The organism is Mycolicibacterium parafortuitum (assembly GCF_002086815.1).
Taxonomy (GTDB): domain Bacteria; phylum Actinomycetota; class Actinomycetes; order Mycobacteriales; family Mycobacteriaceae; genus Mycobacterium; species Mycobacterium parafortuitum.
This window is the reverse complement of the sequence record NZ_MVID01000009.1, coordinates 1-18,053: the sequence shown is the minus strand read 5'-3', so window position 1 is coordinate 18,053 and position 18,053 is coordinate 1. Positions and strand designations below refer to the sequence as shown.

General features: G+C 68.8%; 17 protein-coding genes. 12 read left to right on the top strand and 5 right to left on the bottom strand.

Translation table 11 applies throughout. The features are described from left to right. The first annotated feature begins 180 nt into the window (after positions 1 to 180). Genes BST38_RS12330 through aceA form a run of 3 tightly spaced genes read left to right on the top strand, consistent with a single transcriptional unit; the run spans position 181 to position 4,375 of the window. Complete coding sequence (locus BST38_RS12330) at positions 181 to 1,392, top strand: URC4/urg3 family protein (RefSeq protein ID WP_083143602.1); 1,212 nt, start codon at positions 181 to 183, stop codon at positions 1,390 to 1,392. Beyond that, a complete protein-coding gene (upp, locus tag BST38_RS12325; protein ID WP_083143601.1) occupies positions 1,392 to 2,027 on the top strand; it encodes a uracil phosphoribosyltransferase in 636 nt (211 codons plus the stop codon). The genes BST38_RS12330 and upp overlap by 1 nt, the downstream gene beginning before the upstream one ends. Positions 2,028 to 2,086: 59 nt before the next feature. After that, entirely contained in the window at positions 2,087 to 4,375 is a 2,289-nt protein-coding gene (gene aceA / locus BST38_RS12320; RefSeq protein ID WP_083143600.1) for an isocitrate lyase ICL2, read from the top strand. A gap of 4 nt (positions 4,376 to 4,379) precedes the next feature. On the opposite strand, the gene BST38_RS12315 is transcribed toward aceA, so the two are convergent. Further along, positions 4,380 to 5,156, bottom strand: coding sequence for an O-succinylbenzoate-CoA synthase (locus BST38_RS12315; protein WP_083143599.1), 777 nt, complete (start codon positions 5,154 to 5,156; stop codon positions 4,380 to 4,382). Positions 5,157 to 5,199: 43 nt separating this feature from the next. On the opposite strand from BST38_RS12315, the gene BST38_RS12310 reads away from it, so the two are divergent. Together BST38_RS12310 and BST38_RS12305 are read left to right on the top strand one after the other, a co-directional pair. Continuing rightward, a complete protein-coding gene (locus BST38_RS12310) occupies positions 5,200 to 6,336 on the top strand; it encodes an ABC transporter permease (protein ID WP_083143598.1) in 1,137 nt (378 codons plus the stop codon). A gap of 36 nt (positions 6,337 to 6,372) precedes the next feature. After that, a complete protein-coding gene (locus BST38_RS12305) occupies positions 6,373 to 7,116 on the top strand; it encodes a glutamine amidotransferase (protein ID WP_083143597.1) in 744 nt (247 codons plus the stop codon). 3 nt (positions 7,117 to 7,119) lie between these two features. Here BST38_RS12305 and BST38_RS12300 read toward each other — a convergent pair whose 3' ends face one another. Together BST38_RS12300 and BST38_RS12295 are read right to left on the bottom strand one after the other, a co-directional pair. Beyond that, on the bottom strand, positions 7,120 to 7,497 hold the full coding sequence (locus tag BST38_RS12300) for a group I truncated hemoglobin (protein WP_083143596.1): 378 nt from the start codon (positions 7,495 to 7,497) through the stop codon (positions 7,120 to 7,122). A 102-nt stretch (positions 7,498 to 7,599) separates the two neighbouring features. Beyond that, complete coding sequence (locus BST38_RS12295; RefSeq protein ID WP_083143595.1) at positions 7,600 to 7,893, bottom strand: Dabb family protein; 294 nt, start codon at positions 7,891 to 7,893, stop codon at positions 7,600 to 7,602. A gap of 76 nt (positions 7,894 to 7,969) precedes the next feature. Here BST38_RS12295 and BST38_RS12290 point away from each other — a divergent pair, with 76 nt between their 5' ends. Then, positions 7,970 to 8,422, top strand: coding sequence for a Fur family transcriptional regulator (locus BST38_RS12290; RefSeq protein ID WP_083143594.1), 453 nt, complete (start codon positions 7,970 to 7,972; stop codon positions 8,420 to 8,422). A 48-nt stretch (positions 8,423 to 8,470) separates the two neighbouring features. Continuing rightward, positions 8,471 to 10,702, top strand: a complete 2,232-nt coding sequence (gene katG, locus BST38_RS12285; protein ID WP_083143593.1) for a catalase/peroxidase HPI — start codon at positions 8,471 to 8,473, stop codon at positions 10,700 to 10,702. A gap of 54 nt (positions 10,703 to 10,756) precedes the next feature. Here the strand turns inward: katG and BST38_RS12280 are convergent, their stop codons facing one another. Then, complete coding sequence (locus tag BST38_RS12280) at positions 10,757 to 11,446, bottom strand: Rv0518 family GDSL lipase (protein WP_083143592.1); 690 nt, start codon at positions 11,444 to 11,446, stop codon at positions 10,757 to 10,759. A gap of 58 nt (positions 11,447 to 11,504) precedes the next feature. Next, positions 11,505 to 12,716 carry an acyltransferase family protein gene (locus BST38_RS12275; RefSeq protein WP_083143591.1) on the bottom strand — a complete coding sequence of 404 codons (1,212 nt, stop codon included), beginning with the start codon at positions 12,714 to 12,716 and terminating at the stop codon, positions 11,505 to 11,507. 283 nt (positions 12,717 to 12,999) lie between these two features. Here BST38_RS12275 and BST38_RS12270 point away from each other — a divergent pair, with 283 nt between their 5' ends. The 5 genes from BST38_RS12270 to BST38_RS12250 form a co-directional block, all read left to right on the top strand. Beyond that, positions 13,000 to 14,175 carry a PP2C family protein-serine/threonine phosphatase gene (locus BST38_RS12270; protein ID WP_083143590.1) on the top strand — a complete coding sequence of 392 codons (1,176 nt, stop codon included), beginning with the start codon at positions 13,000 to 13,002 and terminating at the stop codon, positions 14,173 to 14,175. Continuing rightward, complete coding sequence (locus BST38_RS12265; RefSeq protein ID WP_083143589.1) at positions 14,172 to 15,761, top strand: sensor histidine kinase; 1,590 nt, start codon at positions 14,172 to 14,174, stop codon at positions 15,759 to 15,761. Before BST38_RS12270 ends, BST38_RS12265 begins: the two co-directional genes overlap by 4 nt. Then, entirely contained in the window at positions 15,758 to 16,198 is a 441-nt protein-coding gene (locus tag BST38_RS12260; RefSeq protein ID WP_083143588.1) for a response regulator, read from the top strand. The genes BST38_RS12265 and BST38_RS12260 overlap by 4 nt, the downstream gene beginning before the upstream one ends. Positions 16,199 to 16,211: 13 nt before the next feature. Beyond that, positions 16,212 to 17,345: an alkaline phosphatase family protein gene (locus BST38_RS12255; protein ID WP_083143587.1), complete on the top strand. Its 1,134-nt coding sequence runs from the start codon at positions 16,212 to 16,214 to the stop codon at positions 17,343 to 17,345. A 267-nt stretch (positions 17,346 to 17,612) separates the two neighbouring features. Then, positions 17,613 to 18,053: NlpC/P60 family protein (locus BST38_RS12250; RefSeq protein ID WP_237160768.1), on the top strand; the 441-nt coding region annotated here is incomplete at its 3' end.

The window sequence follows — 18,053 nt, the reverse complement described above, 5'->3', positions numbered from 1 at the left end:
GCGAAGAGCCGAGAATCCCGATGAGCGCTTGCGCGAAGAGCCGAGAATCCCGATGAGCGCTTGCGCGAAGAGCCGAGAATCCCGATGAGCGCTTGCGCGAAGAGCCGAGAATCCCGATGAGCGCTTGCGCGAAGAGCCGAGAATCCCGATGAGCGCTTGCGCGAAGAGCCGAGGACCCCGATGAGCGGCCCGGTCGACGGAGATGTCGTGGCCGCGTTACGGAGCACCGTCGCCGTGCGGGAGCGTTCACGCTTCCTCCTCGAGCGCGCCCGCGCCGGCGAATCCCGGTGGTTCACCGTCGACGACGCTGCCCTCGCCAGGGCCGCGGACGATGTCGCGACGGTGACCCGCAACCGTTATCCCGATCTGGACATCCCGTTTCACAGCCGATGGCGGCATTTCGAGGCGGGCGGGATCGATCGCAGGGCCGAACTCGACACGCTGCTGGCCGGGGCCGAGCCCGGCGAGCGGGCGCGCGGGATGGTCGACCTCACCGTGATCAGCGTGCTGCTCGACGCCGGAGCGGGCCCCGACTGGGGGTATCGGGAGGCAAGCGGCGCCCGGTACACCCGCTCCGAAGGCCTCGGGGTGGCCAGCTGGCACGCGTTCGTCTCGGGCCTGTTCTCGTGCGATCCGGCACACCCACTGCAGGCCGACGCGGACGGGCTGCGCGCGCTGACCGAGGCCCAACTCGCCGACGCGTTCCAGGTGACCCCGGACAACCCTATGGTCGGGCTGGCCGGGCGGGTCATGCTGATGCACCGGCTCGGCGACACCCTGGCCGCGCAGTCCGACGGGACCGGACGACCCGGGACGCTGTTCGACCGGCTCGGGAGCAGCGGCCCGGTGCGCGCACACGACATCCTCGAGGAGGTCCTGGTGTCGCTGTCGCCGATCTGGCCGTCGCACAACATGATCGGCGACATCCCGCTCGGCGACTGCTGGCGGCACGAATCGGTGCCGGGTCCCGGCCCCAGTGCGGGCTGGATGCCGCTGCACAAACTGTCCCAGTGGCTGACCTATTCGCTGATCGAACCGTTCCTGTGGGCCGGAGTCGAGGTGACCGACCTCGACGGGCTGACCGGCCTGCCCGAGTATCGCAACGGCGGACTGTTGCTCGACAGCGCGGTGTTGCGGCTGCGCGACCCGGCGCTGGCCGAGCGGGACTGGACCCCGGCCGACGAACTGGTTGTCGAGTGGCGCGCCCTGACCGTCGCGCTGCTCGACGAACTGGCACCGCTGGTGCGCGAACGGCTCGGCGCCGACGCGCAGAGCATGCCGTTGGCGCGGGTGCTCGAGGGCGGCACCTGGGCGGCCGGGCGCGTGTCGGCACAGCGACTCCGCGGCGGGTCGCCCCCGCTGCGCGTCGTCAGCGATGGGACGGTGTTCTGATGACAACCGCAGGCGTGCACCTGGTCGACCACCCGCTGGTGCAACACAAGATCACGCTGATGCGGCGGAAAGAGGCGTCCACCAACAGTTTCCGCCGCCTGGTGCGCGAGGTGTCGGCGATGATGGCCTACGAGGTGCTGCGCGACGTCGCGGTCCACGAGATCCCGGTGGAGACCCCGATGGAGTCCACCACCGGCACCGTGATGGACGGCAAGAAGCTGGTGTTCGTGTCAATCCTGCGGGCCGGGACCGGCATCCTCGACGGGATGCTGGACGTGGTCCCGTCGGCGCGGGTGGGCCACATAGGGCTGTACCGGGATCCGAAAATCCGTGTCGCCGTGGAGTATTACTTCAAGATGCCGGGCGAGCTGCACGAGCGCGACGTGGTCGTGGTGGACCCGCTGCTGGCCACCGGGAACTCGGCCGTCGCGGCGATCGACAGGTTGTCCGAATACCGGCCCAAGTCGATCAAGTTCGTGTGCCTGCTGACCTGTCCGGAGGGCATCGCCACCCTGACCGGCGCGCACCCGGAGGTGCCGATCTACACCGCCGCGATCGACCGCGGCCTCGACGAGCACGGCTACATCCTGCCCGGCCTCGGCGACGTCGGGGACCGCATCTTCGGCACCAAATAAGTCCCCGTCCGGGCGGCGCAACCCCTCCCCGGCGCGCCGTCCTCGCCGTAGGGTGGGGCATGGCCATCATCGAAGCTGACCTCCAGCCTCAGACCCCGTTCGAGCGGGACGTCGCGGAGACCCAACGCTATTTCGACAGCCCCCGGTTCGAGGGCATCACCCGCCTATACACGGCGCGTCAGGTCGCCGAGCAGCGCGGCACCATCCCGGCGGACTACCCGACCGCGCGGGAGGCGGCCACCGCGTTCTACCCGCACCTGCGGGAACTGTTCGCCCAGGGCCGCAGCATCACCACGTTCGGGCCGTACTCCCCCGGCCAGGCCGTCGTGATGAAGCGGATGGGCATCGAGGGCATCTACCTCGGCGGCTGGGCCACCTCGGCGAAGGGGTCGATCAGCGAGGATCCGGGACCCGACCTGGCCAGCTACCCGCTCAGCCAGGTGCCCGAGGAGGCGGCGGGCATCGTCCGCGCCCTGCTCACCGCCGACCGCAACCAGCAGTACCTGCGGCTGCAGATGACCGAGGAACAACGGGCGGCCACGCCACCGGTGGACTACCGGCCGTTCATCATCGCCGACGCCGACACCGGCCACGGCGGAGATCCCCACGTGCGCAACCTGATTCGGCGCTTTGTCGAGGTCGGTGTGCCCGGGTACCACATCGAGGACCAGCGCCCGGGTACCAAGAAGTGCGGCCATCAGGGCGGCAAGGTGCTGGTGCCGTCCGACGAACAGATCAAACGGCTCAACGCGGCCCGATTCCAGCTCGACGTCATGCGGGTGCCCGGCATCATCGTCGCGCGCACCGACGCCGAGGCGGCCAACCTGATCGACAGCCGCGCCGACGAGCGCGACCAGCCGTTCCTGCTCGGCGCCACGAACCTCAAGATCCCGTCGTACAAGTCGTGTTTCCTGGCGATGGTGCGCCGCTTCTACAACAGGGGCGTGACCGAGTTGAACGGCCATCTGCTCTATGCACTGCCCGAGGGTGAGTACGCGACCGCCGAGGCCTGGCTGGACCGCCAGGGTGTGCTGTCGCTGATCGACGACACGGCCGCCGCCTGGCAGGACGGCGCCGAATCCTCCCTCGACGCCGCGTTCGACAAGGTGGAGTCGCGGTTCGTCGAGGCATGGGAGAACGACGCGGGTCTGAACACCTACGGTGAGGCGGTCGCCGAGCTGCTGGAGTTCCGCGAGCGCGAGGGTGAACCGTCGGCGATGAGCGTCGCGGAGTGGCGGGAGTTCGCGGAGCGGGCGCCGCTGTACACCGCACGGGAAAAGGCCAAGGAACTCGGTGCCGATGTCGCGTGGGACTGTGAGCGGGTCAAGACCCCGGAGGGCTACTACCAGGTGCGCGGCGGCATTCCGTACGCGATCGCCAAGTCGCTGGCGGCCGCGCCGTTCGCCGACATCCTCTGGATGGAGACCAAGACCGCCGACCTCGCCGACGCCAAACAGTTCGCCGACGCGATCCACGCGGTGTATCCGGACAAGATGCTGGCCTACAACCTGTCACCGTCGTTCAACTGGGACACCACCGGGATGTCCGACGAGGAGATGCGGGCGTTCCCCGAGGAGATCGGCAAGCTCGGGTTCGTCTTCAACTTCATCACCTACGGCGGGCACCAGGTCGACGGTGTGGCGTCCGAAGAGTTCGCGACCTCGCTACGGCAAGAGGGCATGCTCGCGCTGGCCCGGTTGCAGCGCAAGATGCGACTGGTCGAATCCCCGTACCGCACACCGCAGACACTCGTCGGCGGACCGCGCAGCGATGCCGCGCTGGCGGCCTCGTCCGGTCGCACGGCGACGACGAAATCGATGGGCAAGGGCTCCACACAGCATCAGCACCTGGTGCAGACCGAGGTGCCCAAGAAGCTGCTGGAGGAATGGCTGGCGCTGTGGAGCGAGCACTATCAGCTGCCGGAACGGCTCCACGTGCAGTTGCGTCCGCGGCGCGCCGGCTCGGACGTGCTGGACCTGCAGATCCTGGGCGACGGCGACGAACCGCTGGCCAACGTAGTCGTCGACCCGATCAAGGACCGGCACGGTCGCAGCATCCTGACGGTGCGCGACCAGAACACGTTCGCCGAGCAGCTGCGCCAGAAGCGGCTGATGGACGTCATCCACCTGTGGCTGATCCACCGATTCAAGGCCGAGATCGTGTACTACGTGACGCCGACCGAGGACAACATCTACCAGACCGACAAGATGAAGTCGCACGGCATCTTCAGCGATGTCTACCAGGAGGTCGGCGAGATCATCGTCGCCGACGTGAACCAGACCCGGATCGACGAACTCCTCGCACCCGACCGCAAGGCGCTGACGCGGTTGATCACCAAGCAGGACTGACCCGTCAGAGCAGTGCGGCGGCGCGGTGCAGCAGTCCGCGCCAGCGTGCGGCTGTCTCGGGATCGGTGACCTGAAACCGTGCCAGCCGCTCCGGGTCCGGGGCGGCCGGCATCGGGGCCGCCGGCAGGAACCCGTCGACAGGCACGAGTGACCGTGCGGCAGAGACGATGTCGGCATCGTGTAGCCACCGCGGGACGGGGCCGCAGGCGTAGGGCAGCTCCGGCAGCGCCGCGGCCAGCGCCACGTCGGCGGCCAGCCCGATGCTCGTCGTCCCGGTGAAGTCGACGACCGCCGGCAGCGCCAACCGCTCGGCGCGGCGCAGCGCCCGGCGCACTCCCCCGAGCGGGCCGCACCGCAGCACCACGACGTCGGCGCACTCGGGGTCCGCGGTCAGCAATGCGGCGTCGGCCGCCACGGGTACGCCGACCCGGCGCCGGACCGCCGCGGCGTCCTGAGGTGTCCGGCACACCAGCTCCACCAGTTCGGCCGATCCCAGCGCGGCGATGCGCGTCACGGCATCGTCGACGTCGTCGATCACGACGGTGTGCCGCGAGCGGCCGTCGGACACCGGGACCCGGCCCCGCCACACATCCGGCCAGCCGACGGTGCTCGGCTCCATCGCCGCGGTCAGCCAGAGTGCGGCTCCGACGTCGTCGACATCGGCGGGCGGACAGAACTCGCCCCAGCCCTGCGGTCCGTCGAGCAGCACGCCCTCGCGCACCCCCGTCTCGGTCGGGATGGCGAAGACCGGGGCGTCGTCGAAATCAATCAGCGTTCTCACTGTCGGACAAGCTAGCCGCCCGCGACATGATTGAGTGTGCGCCATGCCGACCGACGAGCTGCGACACCTCGCCGACGCCCTGCGCCACCTCGACGCCGCCGCCGCGGCGGCGGACTGGGACGACGACGCGGCGCTGGCGCGAGCGGAGGGTCGGGCCCACGCCGACCTCGCCGCGGTCGACGGCGGTGCCGACATCGCCGCGGCGGCGGCGAGTCCGTGGTGGCGGACCCGCGCGCAGTGCCGCGCCGGCGACGCTCCGCGGGCGGCGACGCCGCAGGAGGCGCGCGCGAACGCCGTCGTCGCCGTGGGTTTGGCCCGGGTCGCACTCGCCGAAGCCGTGATCGCCGTCGCCGCGGCCCGGCGTGCCACGGCCGAGGGCGCCGGCGCCCCGGTGCGAAGCGCCGCGGCGCGGAACCTGCTGACCCAACTCGGGTCCCTCGGCCGCCCCGTCGCCGGCGAGGTGCGCCACCTGCTGGCCGACCGGCCACGCGCGATCCTGGCGCGCATCGTGGTCACGCTGGCGATCGCGCTGTCGATGGTGACCTTCTATCACCTCACCGGCCTTACCCGATACGACGACGCCGGGCGGTTGACGCTGTACCTGTTCTCGGCCGTCGTGGGCAGCGTGATCTGCACCAACGCGCTGTGTTTCGAGGCGGCCCGAGTCCGCGCGATGCTGGAGCGCGGGGAACCGCTGTGGCGGATCCTGGTGGCGAAGAACCTGGCGATGGCCGCGATGATCACCGCCGCGGGGCTTCCGGTGATCGCGCTGCTCGCGGTGGCCGGTGAGGTCAACCCGGTGCCGATGATCGACCAGTTGGTCACGATGGTGTTCATCTGGCTGGGGGTCGGCAACGTGCTGTCGGTGGTGTATCCCCTACGGCACGAGCCGGTGTCGGCGCGCCGGCACGACGGCACGTGGCGGCCCTTCCTGTTGTCGTTCGCGATCTCCTACGGTGTCGGCCTGACCGTGAACCTGATGATCTATTGGCGGCTGTGGGCGAGGTACAAGGCGTCCACCGAGCTCACGGGCGGGGCCTGGGCGGCCTTCACCATGGTGTTCGCCAGTGCACTGCTGAGCTGGATACTGCTCACGGTGTTCGCGGTGGCGTGCAGCCGGGATCCTCGGGTGCGGCGGGTGCTGTCGCGCGAGATGGTCGTGTATCGCAAGCCGGAATGACCCGGCCGGGACCGGCGATCTCGTTACGCTTACGCCGTGGCCGACGCCCCGTTTCTGCTGCTGTCGATCCGCGCCGAGGACGAGGCCGCAGACGACGAGTACGCGGCGATGATGCGGTTCGGCGGGCTCGACGAGTCCGGGTTGCGCCGCGTCCGGTTGACGCATCAGGAGCTCGGCACGGTGGACCTGGCGCGGTGGTCGGGCATCATGCTCGGCGGCGGGCCCTACAACGTCAGCGACGACGCGGCGACCAAGTCCTCGACCCAGACCCGCGTCGAGGGCGAACTGGCAGCGCTGCTCACCGAGGTCGTCGCCCGTGACTTCCCGTTCCTCGGATGTTGTTACGGCGTCGGCACTGTCGGGGCGGTGATCGGCGCCGAGATCGATCGGGTGCACAGTGAGCCGGTCGGCGGGGTCACCGTACATCTGACCGACGACGGCCGGCGCGATCCGCTGTTCGGCGGGCTCCCGGACACGTTCGACGCCTACGGCGGGCACAAGGAAGCCGCGGCCCGGTTGCCCGCCGGAGTCGTCCGGCTGGCCAGTTCGCGCGACTGCCCGGTGCAGGCCTTCCGCGTCGGCGCGAACGTCTATGCCACCCAGTTCCATCCCGAACTCGACATCGACGGTCTGTACACCCGCATCGACGTGTACAAGAACCACGGCTACTTCGCTCCCGAGACCGCCGATGCGCTCAAGGACGATGCCCGCCGGTACGACGTCACGCACCCGATGACGGTGTTGCGCACCTTCGTGCGGCGCTACACCCGCGGCGTGTGACCGTCAGCCGGCGCGGACGGCCGCGCCGTCGGCGCTGACGACTTCGTCCTTGAGCGGCGCCAGCTTTGCGCCGATCTGTTCGATGATGTCCGCACCGACCCCGAGGTCGGTCAGCGTGTCGGCCAGGTGCGCCACCACCCGGTCGAAATGCTCGGCGGTGATGGCCAGGTGCGAGTGGGCTTCGCGCATGGAGCGGCCGAGGTACGGCTCGGGCCCGCCCAGCGCGGCAGCGATGAAGGAACGCTGATGCGTCTTGAGGCGGTTCATCGCGACACCGTCGAAGTAGTGCGTCAGGTCGGGGTCGGCGACCAGCCTGCGATAGAAGTCGTCGACTGCGGCCGTGACGGCCGGCGGGCCACCGATGTGGTCGAAGATGCTCATCTCGAGAGGTTGGCCGACCCCGGTAACACGCCGCGTCGCGCGGCTTTGAGAACGCGTTAACTTGTCCTCACCGCGGCGGTCGGCCGCAGTGAGGTCAGCGCGTCAGGCGTCGGGAATCTCGAACTGTGCGCGGGCGATCTGGTCGACGAACGGCGCCAGCCGCGCGCGCAGCTCGTTGTGCGCGGTGTCCTCGTCATAGGTCCGGTATGCGTCCACGTCCTCGAAGTCGGCGACGATGACGAAATCCCAGTTGCCGTCCCGCAGCCCGGCGTCGGTGCCGACGGTGTAGCGCACCGTGCCCGTGGTGTTCAGGCTGCGAAGTCCGTCCTGGATCGAGGACACCTCGGCGGCGTCGTAGCCCGCCTTCAATTTGGCCAGCACCACGTTTCGGATCACCGGAGAACCCTAACAGGACAGAATTGCTCTGCGCGTCAATCTTGACTGAGTCCAGAAAAGGGCGTACAACATCTGTGTGAACTCGGACTACGCGGAACTGCTTCGCGGCGCGCACCTGCGTGTGACGCGTCCGAGATTAGCTGTGCTGGAGGCCGTCAGCGGTCAACCACACGCCGACACCGACACGATTTTCGGCACGGTTCGCGCCGCGCTGCCCGACGTCTCGCGCCAGGCGGTCTATGACGTGCTCGCCGCGCTGACCACGGTCGGGCTGGTGCGCAGGATCCAGCCCACCGGCTCGGTCGCCCGGTACGAGTCGCGTGTCGGAGACAACCACCACCACGTCGTGTGCCGGTCCTGCGGCGTGATCGCCGATGTCGATTGCGCCGTCGGTGACGCGCCGTGCCTGGTTCCGTCCGACCCCACCGGGGACCTGGACGGTTTCATCGTCGACGAAGCCGAGGTCGTCTACTGGGGCGTCTGCCCCGATTGCGCGGCCTCACAAGGTACTTCGATCACAATCTCGTGATCGCAGCCCGATTCACCACCACCAACACCCCCATGGAAGGAAGTCGCAGTGCCTGACGATCGTCCTATCGAAGACAGCCCCCCGGTCGGCGAAGCCCAGTCGGATGTGGCCGAAGGCGGTTGCCCCGCAGGTTTCGGTCGGCTCAAGCCGCCGGTCGCCGGCGGCGGCAACCATGACTGGTGGCCCAACCAGCTGAACCTGAAGATCCTCCAGAAGAACCCGGATGTCATCAATCCGCTCGACGAGGACTTCGACTACGCCGACGCGGTGCAGTCGCTGGACGTCGACGCGCTGCGCGCCGACATCGTCGAGGTCATGCACGACTCGCAGGACTGGTGGCCGGCCGACTTCGGGCACTACGGCCCGCTGTTCATCCGCATGGCGTGGCACGCCGCCGGCACGTACCGGGTGCACGACGGCCGTGGCGGCGCCGGAGCCGGCATGCAGCGGTTCGCGCCGCTGAACAGCTGGCCCGACAACGTCAACCTGGACAAGGCCCGCCGCCTGCTGTGGCCGGTCAAGAAGAAGTACGGCAAGAACATCTCGTGGGCCGACCTGATCGTCTACGCGGGCAACGTCGCGCTGGAGGACATGGGCTTCCACACCGCGGGCTTCGCGTTCGGTCGCGAGGACCGGTGGGAGCCCGAGGAGGACGTGTACTGGGGCCCCGAGCAGGAATGGCTCGACGACAAGCGCTACTCCGGTGAGCGCGATCTGGAGAACCCGCTCGCGGCCGTCCAGATGGGCCTGATCTACGTCAATCCCGAAGGCCCCAACGGCAATCCGGATCCGCTGGCGTCGGCCCAGGACATCCGTGACACGTTCGGCCGGATGGCGATGAACGACGTCGAGACCGCGGCGCTGATCGTCGGTGGACACACCTTCGGCAAGACCCACGGCAACGGTGACGCGTCCCTCGTCGGCCCCGAGCCCGAGGCCGCCGACCTGGAGCTGCAGGGCCTGGGCTGGCACAACCCGCAGGGCACCGGCCACGGAAACGACACCGTGTCCAGCGGCCTCGAGGTGATCTGGACCCACACCCCGACCAAGTGGGACAACAGCTTCCTGGAGATCCTCTACGGCAACGAGTGGGAGCTGACCAAGAGCCCCGCCGGCGCCAACCAGTGGAAGCCGAAGGACAACGGCTGGGCCAACTCGGTGCCGGTCGCGCAAGGCGAGGGCAAGACCCATCCGTCGATGCTGACCTCGGACCTCGCGCTGCGGTTCGACCCCATCTACGAGCAGATCACCCGCCGCTGGCTCGACCATCCGGAGGAGCTGGCCCAGGAGTTCGCCAAGGCCTGGTTCAAGCTGCTGCACCGCGACATGGGTCCCGTCGTGCGCTACCTCGGCCCCGAGGTGCCCAAGGACACCTGGCTGTGGCAGGACCCGGTCCCGGCCGGCAAGCAGCTGTCCGCCGACGAGGTGGCCAAGCTCAAGACCCTGATCGCCGATTCCGGCCTGACGGTGTCGCAGCTGGTGTCGACCGCGTGGAAGGCCGCCTCGACATACCGCCTCAGCGACAAGCGTGGCGGCGCCAACGGCGGCCGGATCCGGCTGCAGCCGCAGCTCGGCTGGGAGGTCAACGAGCCCGACGAGCTGGCCCAGGTGATCAAGAAGCTCGAGGCGATCCAGCAGGCCTCCGGCACCGGGGTGTCGTTCGCCGACCTCGTGGTCCTCGGCGGCGTCGTCGGCGTCGAGAAGGCCGCCAAGGATGCGGGCTTCCCGGTCGAGGTGCCGTTCACGTCGGGTCGCGGTGACGCCACCGCCGAGCAGACCGATGTGGAGTCGTTCTCCTACCTCGAGCCCAAGGCCGACGGCTTCCGCAACTACCTGGGCAAGGCGGGTGTGCTGCCCGCCGAGTTCAAGCTGGTCGATCGCGCCAACCTGCTCGGTCTGTCGGCGCCGGAGATGACGGTGCTGGTTGGCGGTCTGCGCGTGCTGGACACCAACTTCGGCGGTACCCAGCACGGCGTGTTCACCGACAAGCCGGGTGCGTTGACGAACGACTTCTTCGTCAACCTGCTCGACATGGGTGTGGAGTGGAAGGCGTCGCCCGCCGACGACGGCACCTACGTCGCCACCGACCGGGCGACCGGCGCGCAGAAGTGGACCGGCACCCGCGTCGACCTGCTGTTCGGCTCGAACTCGCAGCTGCGGGCGCTCGCCGAGGTCTACGCCGAAGACGATGCGAAGGAGAAGTTCGTCAACGACTTCGTCGCCGCCTTCACCAAGGTGCTCGACGCCGACCGTTACGACATCGGCAAGGGACTCGAGTAACAGCCCGACCAGAAAGGGGCGCCCGGATTCCGGGCGCCCCTTTTTGTCGGTGCCTCAGAACGGATTCAGCCGCGAACTGATCAGCGGGGCGATCTTCTGCGCCATGTACGCGTGCCCGGCGTCGGTCGGGTGCACACCGTCCTTGCCGATCAACTCCGGCCGTCCGGCGAACCAGCCCGCCGCGATCGGATCGACGAAGTCCGCGCCGGCCAGTTCGGCCTGATAGCTCAGCACGTCGCGGATCCGCAAGACCTCCGGCGGCGGGTTCAGGGTCGGCCACGGCGGGCCGATCACCAACAGGTCCGCCGCCCGCGCTATCTGCTTGGCCAGCCGCAGCGTGCCGTACATCGAAATCGACAGCCGCGACGGATCGACGGGCATGTCGTTGCGGGAGCCGAAGAACACCACCAGCACATCGTCGGGCCGGACAGCACGGACGACCAGGTCCTCGAACACGCCACCGCGGTTACCGCGGACGCAGTACCCGGCACCGCCCTCGGCCACCACCGTCGGGGTCACCGCGATGCCGTGGTCGGTCAGCGCCTCCCAGACCTGCGGGGTCCAGCCCTGCGCGCCGTTGCCGCCCTGATCACTGCCCGTCGTGTACGAATCCCCGATCACGGCGACGCGGTTGCGGACGAAATCGGTGTACCGCACCTCGCGGTGCTGCGGTTCCGGACTCTGGACGTAGCCGGCGCTGAGAAGCACAGCGAGGGAAAGCACCACTGACAGAAGGCGACTCACTGCACCAGCCTAGGGTTGCCGCTCTGTGTTGCCCCGACGACGCGCCGCTCGGCGACCGTCACCCGGCCCGCGCCGCGACGGATTGCAACCGCCCGGCGGTGTGCTCAGCCGCGTCGGCGACACGCGGCGGCGGATCGATCATCCTTCGCATCCAGCGCCGCGCCGGTTCCTCGACCACGTGGTAGAGCACCGCCGCGCCGACGCCGGCCACCAGGATCAATCCGAGGACCACGAGTTTGGCCCACCAACTCGGCACCAGTTCGATGCGGAACTGCAGCACCGCCCAATTCCACACCGTGTGCACGATCTCGTGAATCATGTACAGCCCGAACGAGATATGCCCCAGATAGACCATGACCCGCGTCGACAGGAAAGCCGGCAACGTGCCCGCTCCGATCGACAGCGCGATCACGAACGGCACGAACAGCACATCGACCAGACCGCCGGCGTCGAGCATCTCACCCGGAGGCCACGTGTCCAGCGCGTAGAGCCCACCGACAATGGCGCCGCCGAGCAGCAGCGAGGTCAGGCCCGCGGTCCGGCGGGCGCGGTCGGTGAGCACCAACTTGCGCACCGCCGCACAAGCCAGCGCACCGGCGGTGAACTGCATGATGATCCGCGGCAACCAGCTCCACGGGGTGTAGAAAACGCCGTGGGCGAGCAACAGCAGCGTGGGCGCGAGCGCGGCGGCGACGGCCAGCCAGATGAGTCCGCGCGCCCGGGTGGCCGACGCGATCCGGAAGATGACCAGGACGAGGCCGCCGAACAGCAGGTACGCCAACCATTCCGCGCTGATCGACCACGCCGGCCCGTTCCAGCTCGACCCGTCGAAGTACGGCTGGAACCACAGTTGGACCAGGAAAACCTGCTTGAGCCAGCTCAGCGCGTTCAGCGATTCGATGACCGGCGGCGGCAGCGGAAACCCGCCGACATACAGCGTGAAGACCGCGAATGCCGCGGCCAGGTGCATCGTGACCAGGTACACCGGCCACACCCGCGCCAACCGCAGCCACAGGAACCTCAGCGTCGAGCGCGTCGACCAGCGGTCCCCCATCCGGTCCAGGTAGTTCCACGCCAGCACGAACCCGCTGAGGATGAAGAACAGGTCGACGCCTTGTGCGCCGGCGTTGAGCAGCGGCGCCAGCGCACTACTGAAGCCCGGAGCGGCCTCGGCGATCATCGGGCGGAAGTGGAACAGGACGACCCAGAGCGCGGCGACGATGCGCAGCCCGGACAGGGCCCTGATCTCTCCGGTACGCACGCGACTCATTTCGTCAGATCTCAGCGAATGGCCCAGAGTTTCGGTCGTGAAATCCCTGGCTTCTCATGCCGGTCCCGTCGGCAGGACGACGCATTCGGCCCCGCCGATCCGCGCCTGTGAAAACCGGCGACGGGTCGGAGGTTACCAGCGAGCCGGGCCCGGAGGAGGTCCGCAACGCCGCGTGCCGCGGTGTGCCCGAGCAGCCCGCCGCACGGGTATCCTCCTGGAGAATTGTCAACCACACACATAGGCCCGTGCCCCGTGCGCGCGCCGGCAAGGGTGCCAGGGGAACATGCTTGCCCCGAGTAACGGCGAGACGTTGTCGCTGCTCCTGGTGGAGGACGATCGCGCGGACGCGATCCTCGTCGAGGAGTTGATCGCCGACGCAGGTGCCGATATCGACGTGGTGTGGGCTCAGTCGATGGCCAGGGCCGAGCAGGAGATCTCGATCGCCCGGCCCGACTGCATCCTCCTCGATCTGCATCTGCACGACACCGACGGCATCGACGGGCTGAACCGGATCTCCAAACTCGACGCGACCATCCCGATCGTGGTGCTCACCGGGTTGAACGACGAGCACTTCGGGGTGTCCGCGGTGTCGGCGGGCGCGCAGGACTACCTGATCAAAGACCGGGTGGACCCCGAGGTGCTGCGCCGCGCCGTGCTCTACGCGATCGAGCGCAAGCGCGCCGAGCTGACCGCGGTCGACCTGCACGCCAGCCAGTTGCGGGCCCGGGAGAACGCCCGGCTGGAGCGCGGCCTGCTGCCGTCTCCGCTGCTGCTCGACAACCCTGGGGTCGAAATCGTCACCCAGTACCGTCCGAGCCGGGAGAACGCGCTGCTGGGCGGCGACTTCTACGATTTCGTCCAGACCCCGGACCGCACCGTGCACGTGATGATCGGCGACGTCGCCGGGCACGGTGCCGACGAAGCCGCACTCGGGGTGGCGTTGCGCATCGCGTGGCGCGCGCTGACGTTCGCCGGCTTCAAAGGCCCCGAGCGGATGAAACAACTGGAACGCATCCTGCGCGCCGAACGCGCCGGCCGCGGCATCTTCGCGACGGTGCTGAGCCTGCGGATCCCGCCGGCCGGCACCGCGATCACCTCGGTCCGGGCCGGCCACCCCGGGATGCTGCTGCACGGCCGCGGCACCGTCGAATGGGTGGAACCGGCCAGCGGCCCGGCACTCGGCCTGCACGGCAGCGACTGGGCGGAACAACAGCTCGAGCTTCCCGACGGGATGGGGCTCGTGCTGCTCACCGACGGCCTGTTCGAAGGCCACATCGGCCGCGGCAACGAGCGGCTCGGTGAGGCGGGACTGCTCGAACTGGCGCGCTCGCTGGCGCATCTGCCGGGCCCCGCGTTCGTCGACGCGCTGATCGACGCCGTCGAGGAGCGCGCGGCCTCGCACGGCGGAATCAGCGACGACATCGCCGTGGTCCGGGTCGAGCGGACCCAGACCACATGAGCCCCGACCAGCGCGGCATACGCGCCCTGACGGTGCAGGGATGGCAGTACGTCGTGCTGGCGGTGACGGGCGTGGTGGTGCTGCTCGGCGGCATCGCGGTCGCGGTGCTGCTGCAGCGCACCGACCAGGTGTCCAATCAGCTGATCAACGAGATCCAGCCGGCCCGGGTGGCCGCCTATCAGTTGCAGGCGGCGCTTCGCGACCAGGAAACCGCGGTGCGCGGCTATCTGATCGCCGCCGACGAGCAGTTCCTGCTGCCCTACGACGAGGGCCGGGTCGTCGAACAGCGGGCCGCCGCCGACATCCGCCAGCTGGAGCAGGCGCGGCCCGATCTGCTCCAGGATCTGGACGCGATCGAGCAGGCTTCCGGAGCCTGGCGTGTCGAATACGCCGAACCCGTGATGGCCGACGTCCGGCCGGGTACGCCCGGACCCGTCGACACCGCGCTGACCGACATCGGTAAGCGGGATTTCGACACTCTGCGCACACTGTTCGACACCCAGAACGAGCACCTGACCCAGGCCCGCGACCAGGGCGTCGCCGAACTGCAGAGAATCCGGACGTTGCGCAACGCGGTGCTGCTGGGCATGGCTGTCACATTCGCGGTGACCATCGTGGCGCTGGCGGTGCTTCTGCGCCGTGCGCTGGTGCGGCCGCTGTCGCAGTTGGCCGAGTCGTGCCGGCGCATCGCCGGCGGCAACTTCGGCGAGAAGATCGTCCCGCACGGCCCCCGTGACATCCGTCTGATCAGCCTCGACGTCGACAACATGCGGCAGCGGATCGTCGCCGAGCTGGAGGCGTCGCGCGCGGCGACCGAGACCCTCGACCAGCAGGCCGAGGAGTTACGCCGGTCCAACGCCGAACTGGAACAGTTCGCCTACGTCGCCTCCCACGACCTGCAGGAACCGCTGCGCAAGGTCGCGTCGTTCTGTCAGCTGCTGGAGAAGCGCTACGGCGACAAGCTCGACGAGCGCGGCATCGAATACATCGGCTTCGCCGTCGACGGCGCCAAGCGGATGCAGGTGCTGATCAACGACCTGCTCACGTTCTCCCGGGTCGGGCGGCTCAACGCGACGGAGTCCGAGGTCGACCTCGGGGCCGCGCTGGACGCCGCGCTGGGCAACCTGTCGGCGGCGATCGAGGAGTCCGGCGCCGTCGTCGACCGCCCCGCCGTCGCGCTACCGACGATCAACGGCGATCCCACGCTGTTGACGATGTTGTGGCAGAACCTGATCGGCAACGCGGTGAAGTTCCGCCGCGACGGCGTCGCCCCGCACATCGTCATCGACTGCGACCGGGAGGTTGACGACGAGTCCACCAACTGGTCGTTCACCGTGACCGACAACGGGATCGGTATCGCGCCGGAGTTCGCCGAGAAGGTGTTCGTGATCTTCCAGCGCCTGCACGGCCGCGACGCCTACACCGGCACCGGCATCGGGCTGGCCCTGTGCAAGAAGATCGTCGAGCACCATGGCGGCACGATCGAGATCGACACGTCCTTCCAGGAAGGCACCCGCTTCCGTTTCACGCTGCCGGTCACCGAGGGTGACACCGCGGACACCGCCCTGGAAGGATCGGCGTCATGACACCGGCCGAACGCGCTATCGACGTCCTGCTCATCGAAGACGATCCCGGGGACGAGCTGATCACGCGGGAAGCATTCGAACACAACAAGATCAAAAACAATCTGCACGTCGCCCACGACGGTCAGGAAGGTCTGGACTTCCTCTACCAGCGCGGCGCCTTCGAAGGTGCGCCGCGCCCGGATCTGATCCTGCTCGATCTGAACCTGCCGAAGTACGACGGCCGCCAGCTGCTCGAGCAGATCAAATCCGACGCCGAACTGAGCCATATCCCGGTGGTGGTGCTGACCACGTCGGCTGCCGAGGAGGACATCCTGCGCAGCTACAAGCTGCACGCGAACGCGTATGTGACCAAGCCCGTCGACCTCGACCAGTTCATGAACGCGGTGCGCCAGATCGACGAGTTCTTCGTCCAGGTCGTACGGCTTCCCCAGTACTGATCCGGCGCCACCCGTGGATCTGCCCCGCCCCGACCCGGCCGTCCCGCACCTCGCGGACGTCGCCCCGTCGGTACTGGCCGCCATGGGGGTGGACGGCTTCGACCCGCGGATCGACCTACCGTTCGACGTCGCAGGTGCCTGCGTCCTGCTCATCGACGGCCTCGGCGCCGAACTACTCGACCGCTACGCCGCCGACGCGCCGGTGCTGGCCGGTATGCGCGGCAGGAACCTGCACGTCGGATTCCCGGCCACCACCGCCGCCGGTCTCGCCGCGGTGGGCACCGGGCACCGCTCGGGAGAACACGGCATGGTCGGCATGTCGTTCCGGCTCCCCGATGTCGGCCTGATCAACGCGCTGCGCTGGACCACGCACCCGTGGGGCCCGGACCTTCGGGAACAGGCGCCGCCGGAGCGCGTCCAGCCCGACCCCACCGTGTTCGAGCGCGCCGCGTCGGCCGGTGTCGCGGTCAGCGTCGTGTCCGCCGCGCAGTTCACCGGCTCCGGGTTGACGCGGGCCGTGCTGCGTGGCGGCAGATATATAGGTGTGCACGCGATCGGAGATCTGGCGGCCGCTGTTCGCTCGGTGCTCGCCGATCGGGGCTTCTGCTACGGCTACCACGGCGATCTCGACCTCGTCGGGCACCTGCACGGACCGGGGTCACAGGCCTGGCGTCTGCAGCTGCGCCAGGTCGACCGGCTGGTCGAGTCGATCGTGGAGGGATTGCCGCCCGGCGGCCTGCTCGCCGTGGTCGCCGACCACGGCATGGTCACACTCGACGACACCGTCATCGACATCGACGAAAGCGACGAGCTGCGCGCCGGCACCGAGGCGATCGGCGGCGAGGTCAGGGCACGACACATCTACACCCGCGCCGGCGCGACCGAGGATGTGCTCGCCGCGTGGCGCACGACGCTCGGCGAGCGGGCCTGGGTGGTGAGCCGCGACGAAGCGGTCGCGGCGGGGTGGTTCGGCGAACGGGTCGGCGCCCCCGTTCTCGCCAGAATCGGTGATGTGGTGGCCGCGGCCCGCGGCTCGACCGGCTTACTGCGACGGGCCACCGAGCCGATCGAATCTTCGCTGGTCGGTCAGCATGGATCGCTGACGACGGCCGAACAACGGGTGCCGCTGCTGCTCGCCCACCGCTGAGCACCCGCCCGACACAGTTCCCGCCACTTCGCAGCAAAGAGATTTGCCAAAACGTGACCTCACCGTGTGGTGTCACGCACCGACACCCAGAAGGGTGATTGACATTCCTCGGCAACCCCTTTCGCGATGACTAGGCTGCACCGCACATGTCCTCCAAACCGGGTCTGATTCAACGTTTTTCGTGACGATGCACAACGATCAGCAGCTGATGTGCCCACCGTCACAGATTTTGGCCGTATTAGAGACCCTCTGTTAACGTCCGTCGACATGTTTGCTATCGCCACGCTCTTGACACTTGTCAACCAGGTGTCAGGGACTCCGTATGTGGCCGGCGGTGACTCCCCCGCCGGCACGGACTGCTCAGGCCTCGTGTCGTGGGTGACCAACGCCGCGACCGGCAGACCGGTCTACGGCGACAGGTTCCACACCGGAAACATCGAAAGCGCGCTGCTCTCGCGGGGCTTCCAGTACGGCACCCAGCCGGGTGCGCTGGTCGTCGGCTGGAACCGCGGCCACACCGCCGTCACGTTGCCCGACGGAACCCCGGTGTCGTCCGGCGAGGGCGGCGGGGTGAAGGTCGGAGGCGGTGGCGCCTACCAGGCGCAGTTCACCAACCACATGTTCCTGCCCATGCCCGCCGATATGCCGCCCCCGCCCGATCCGATGCTCGCGCCGCCCTCGCCGGACGACACCGGGGTTCCGTCGGGC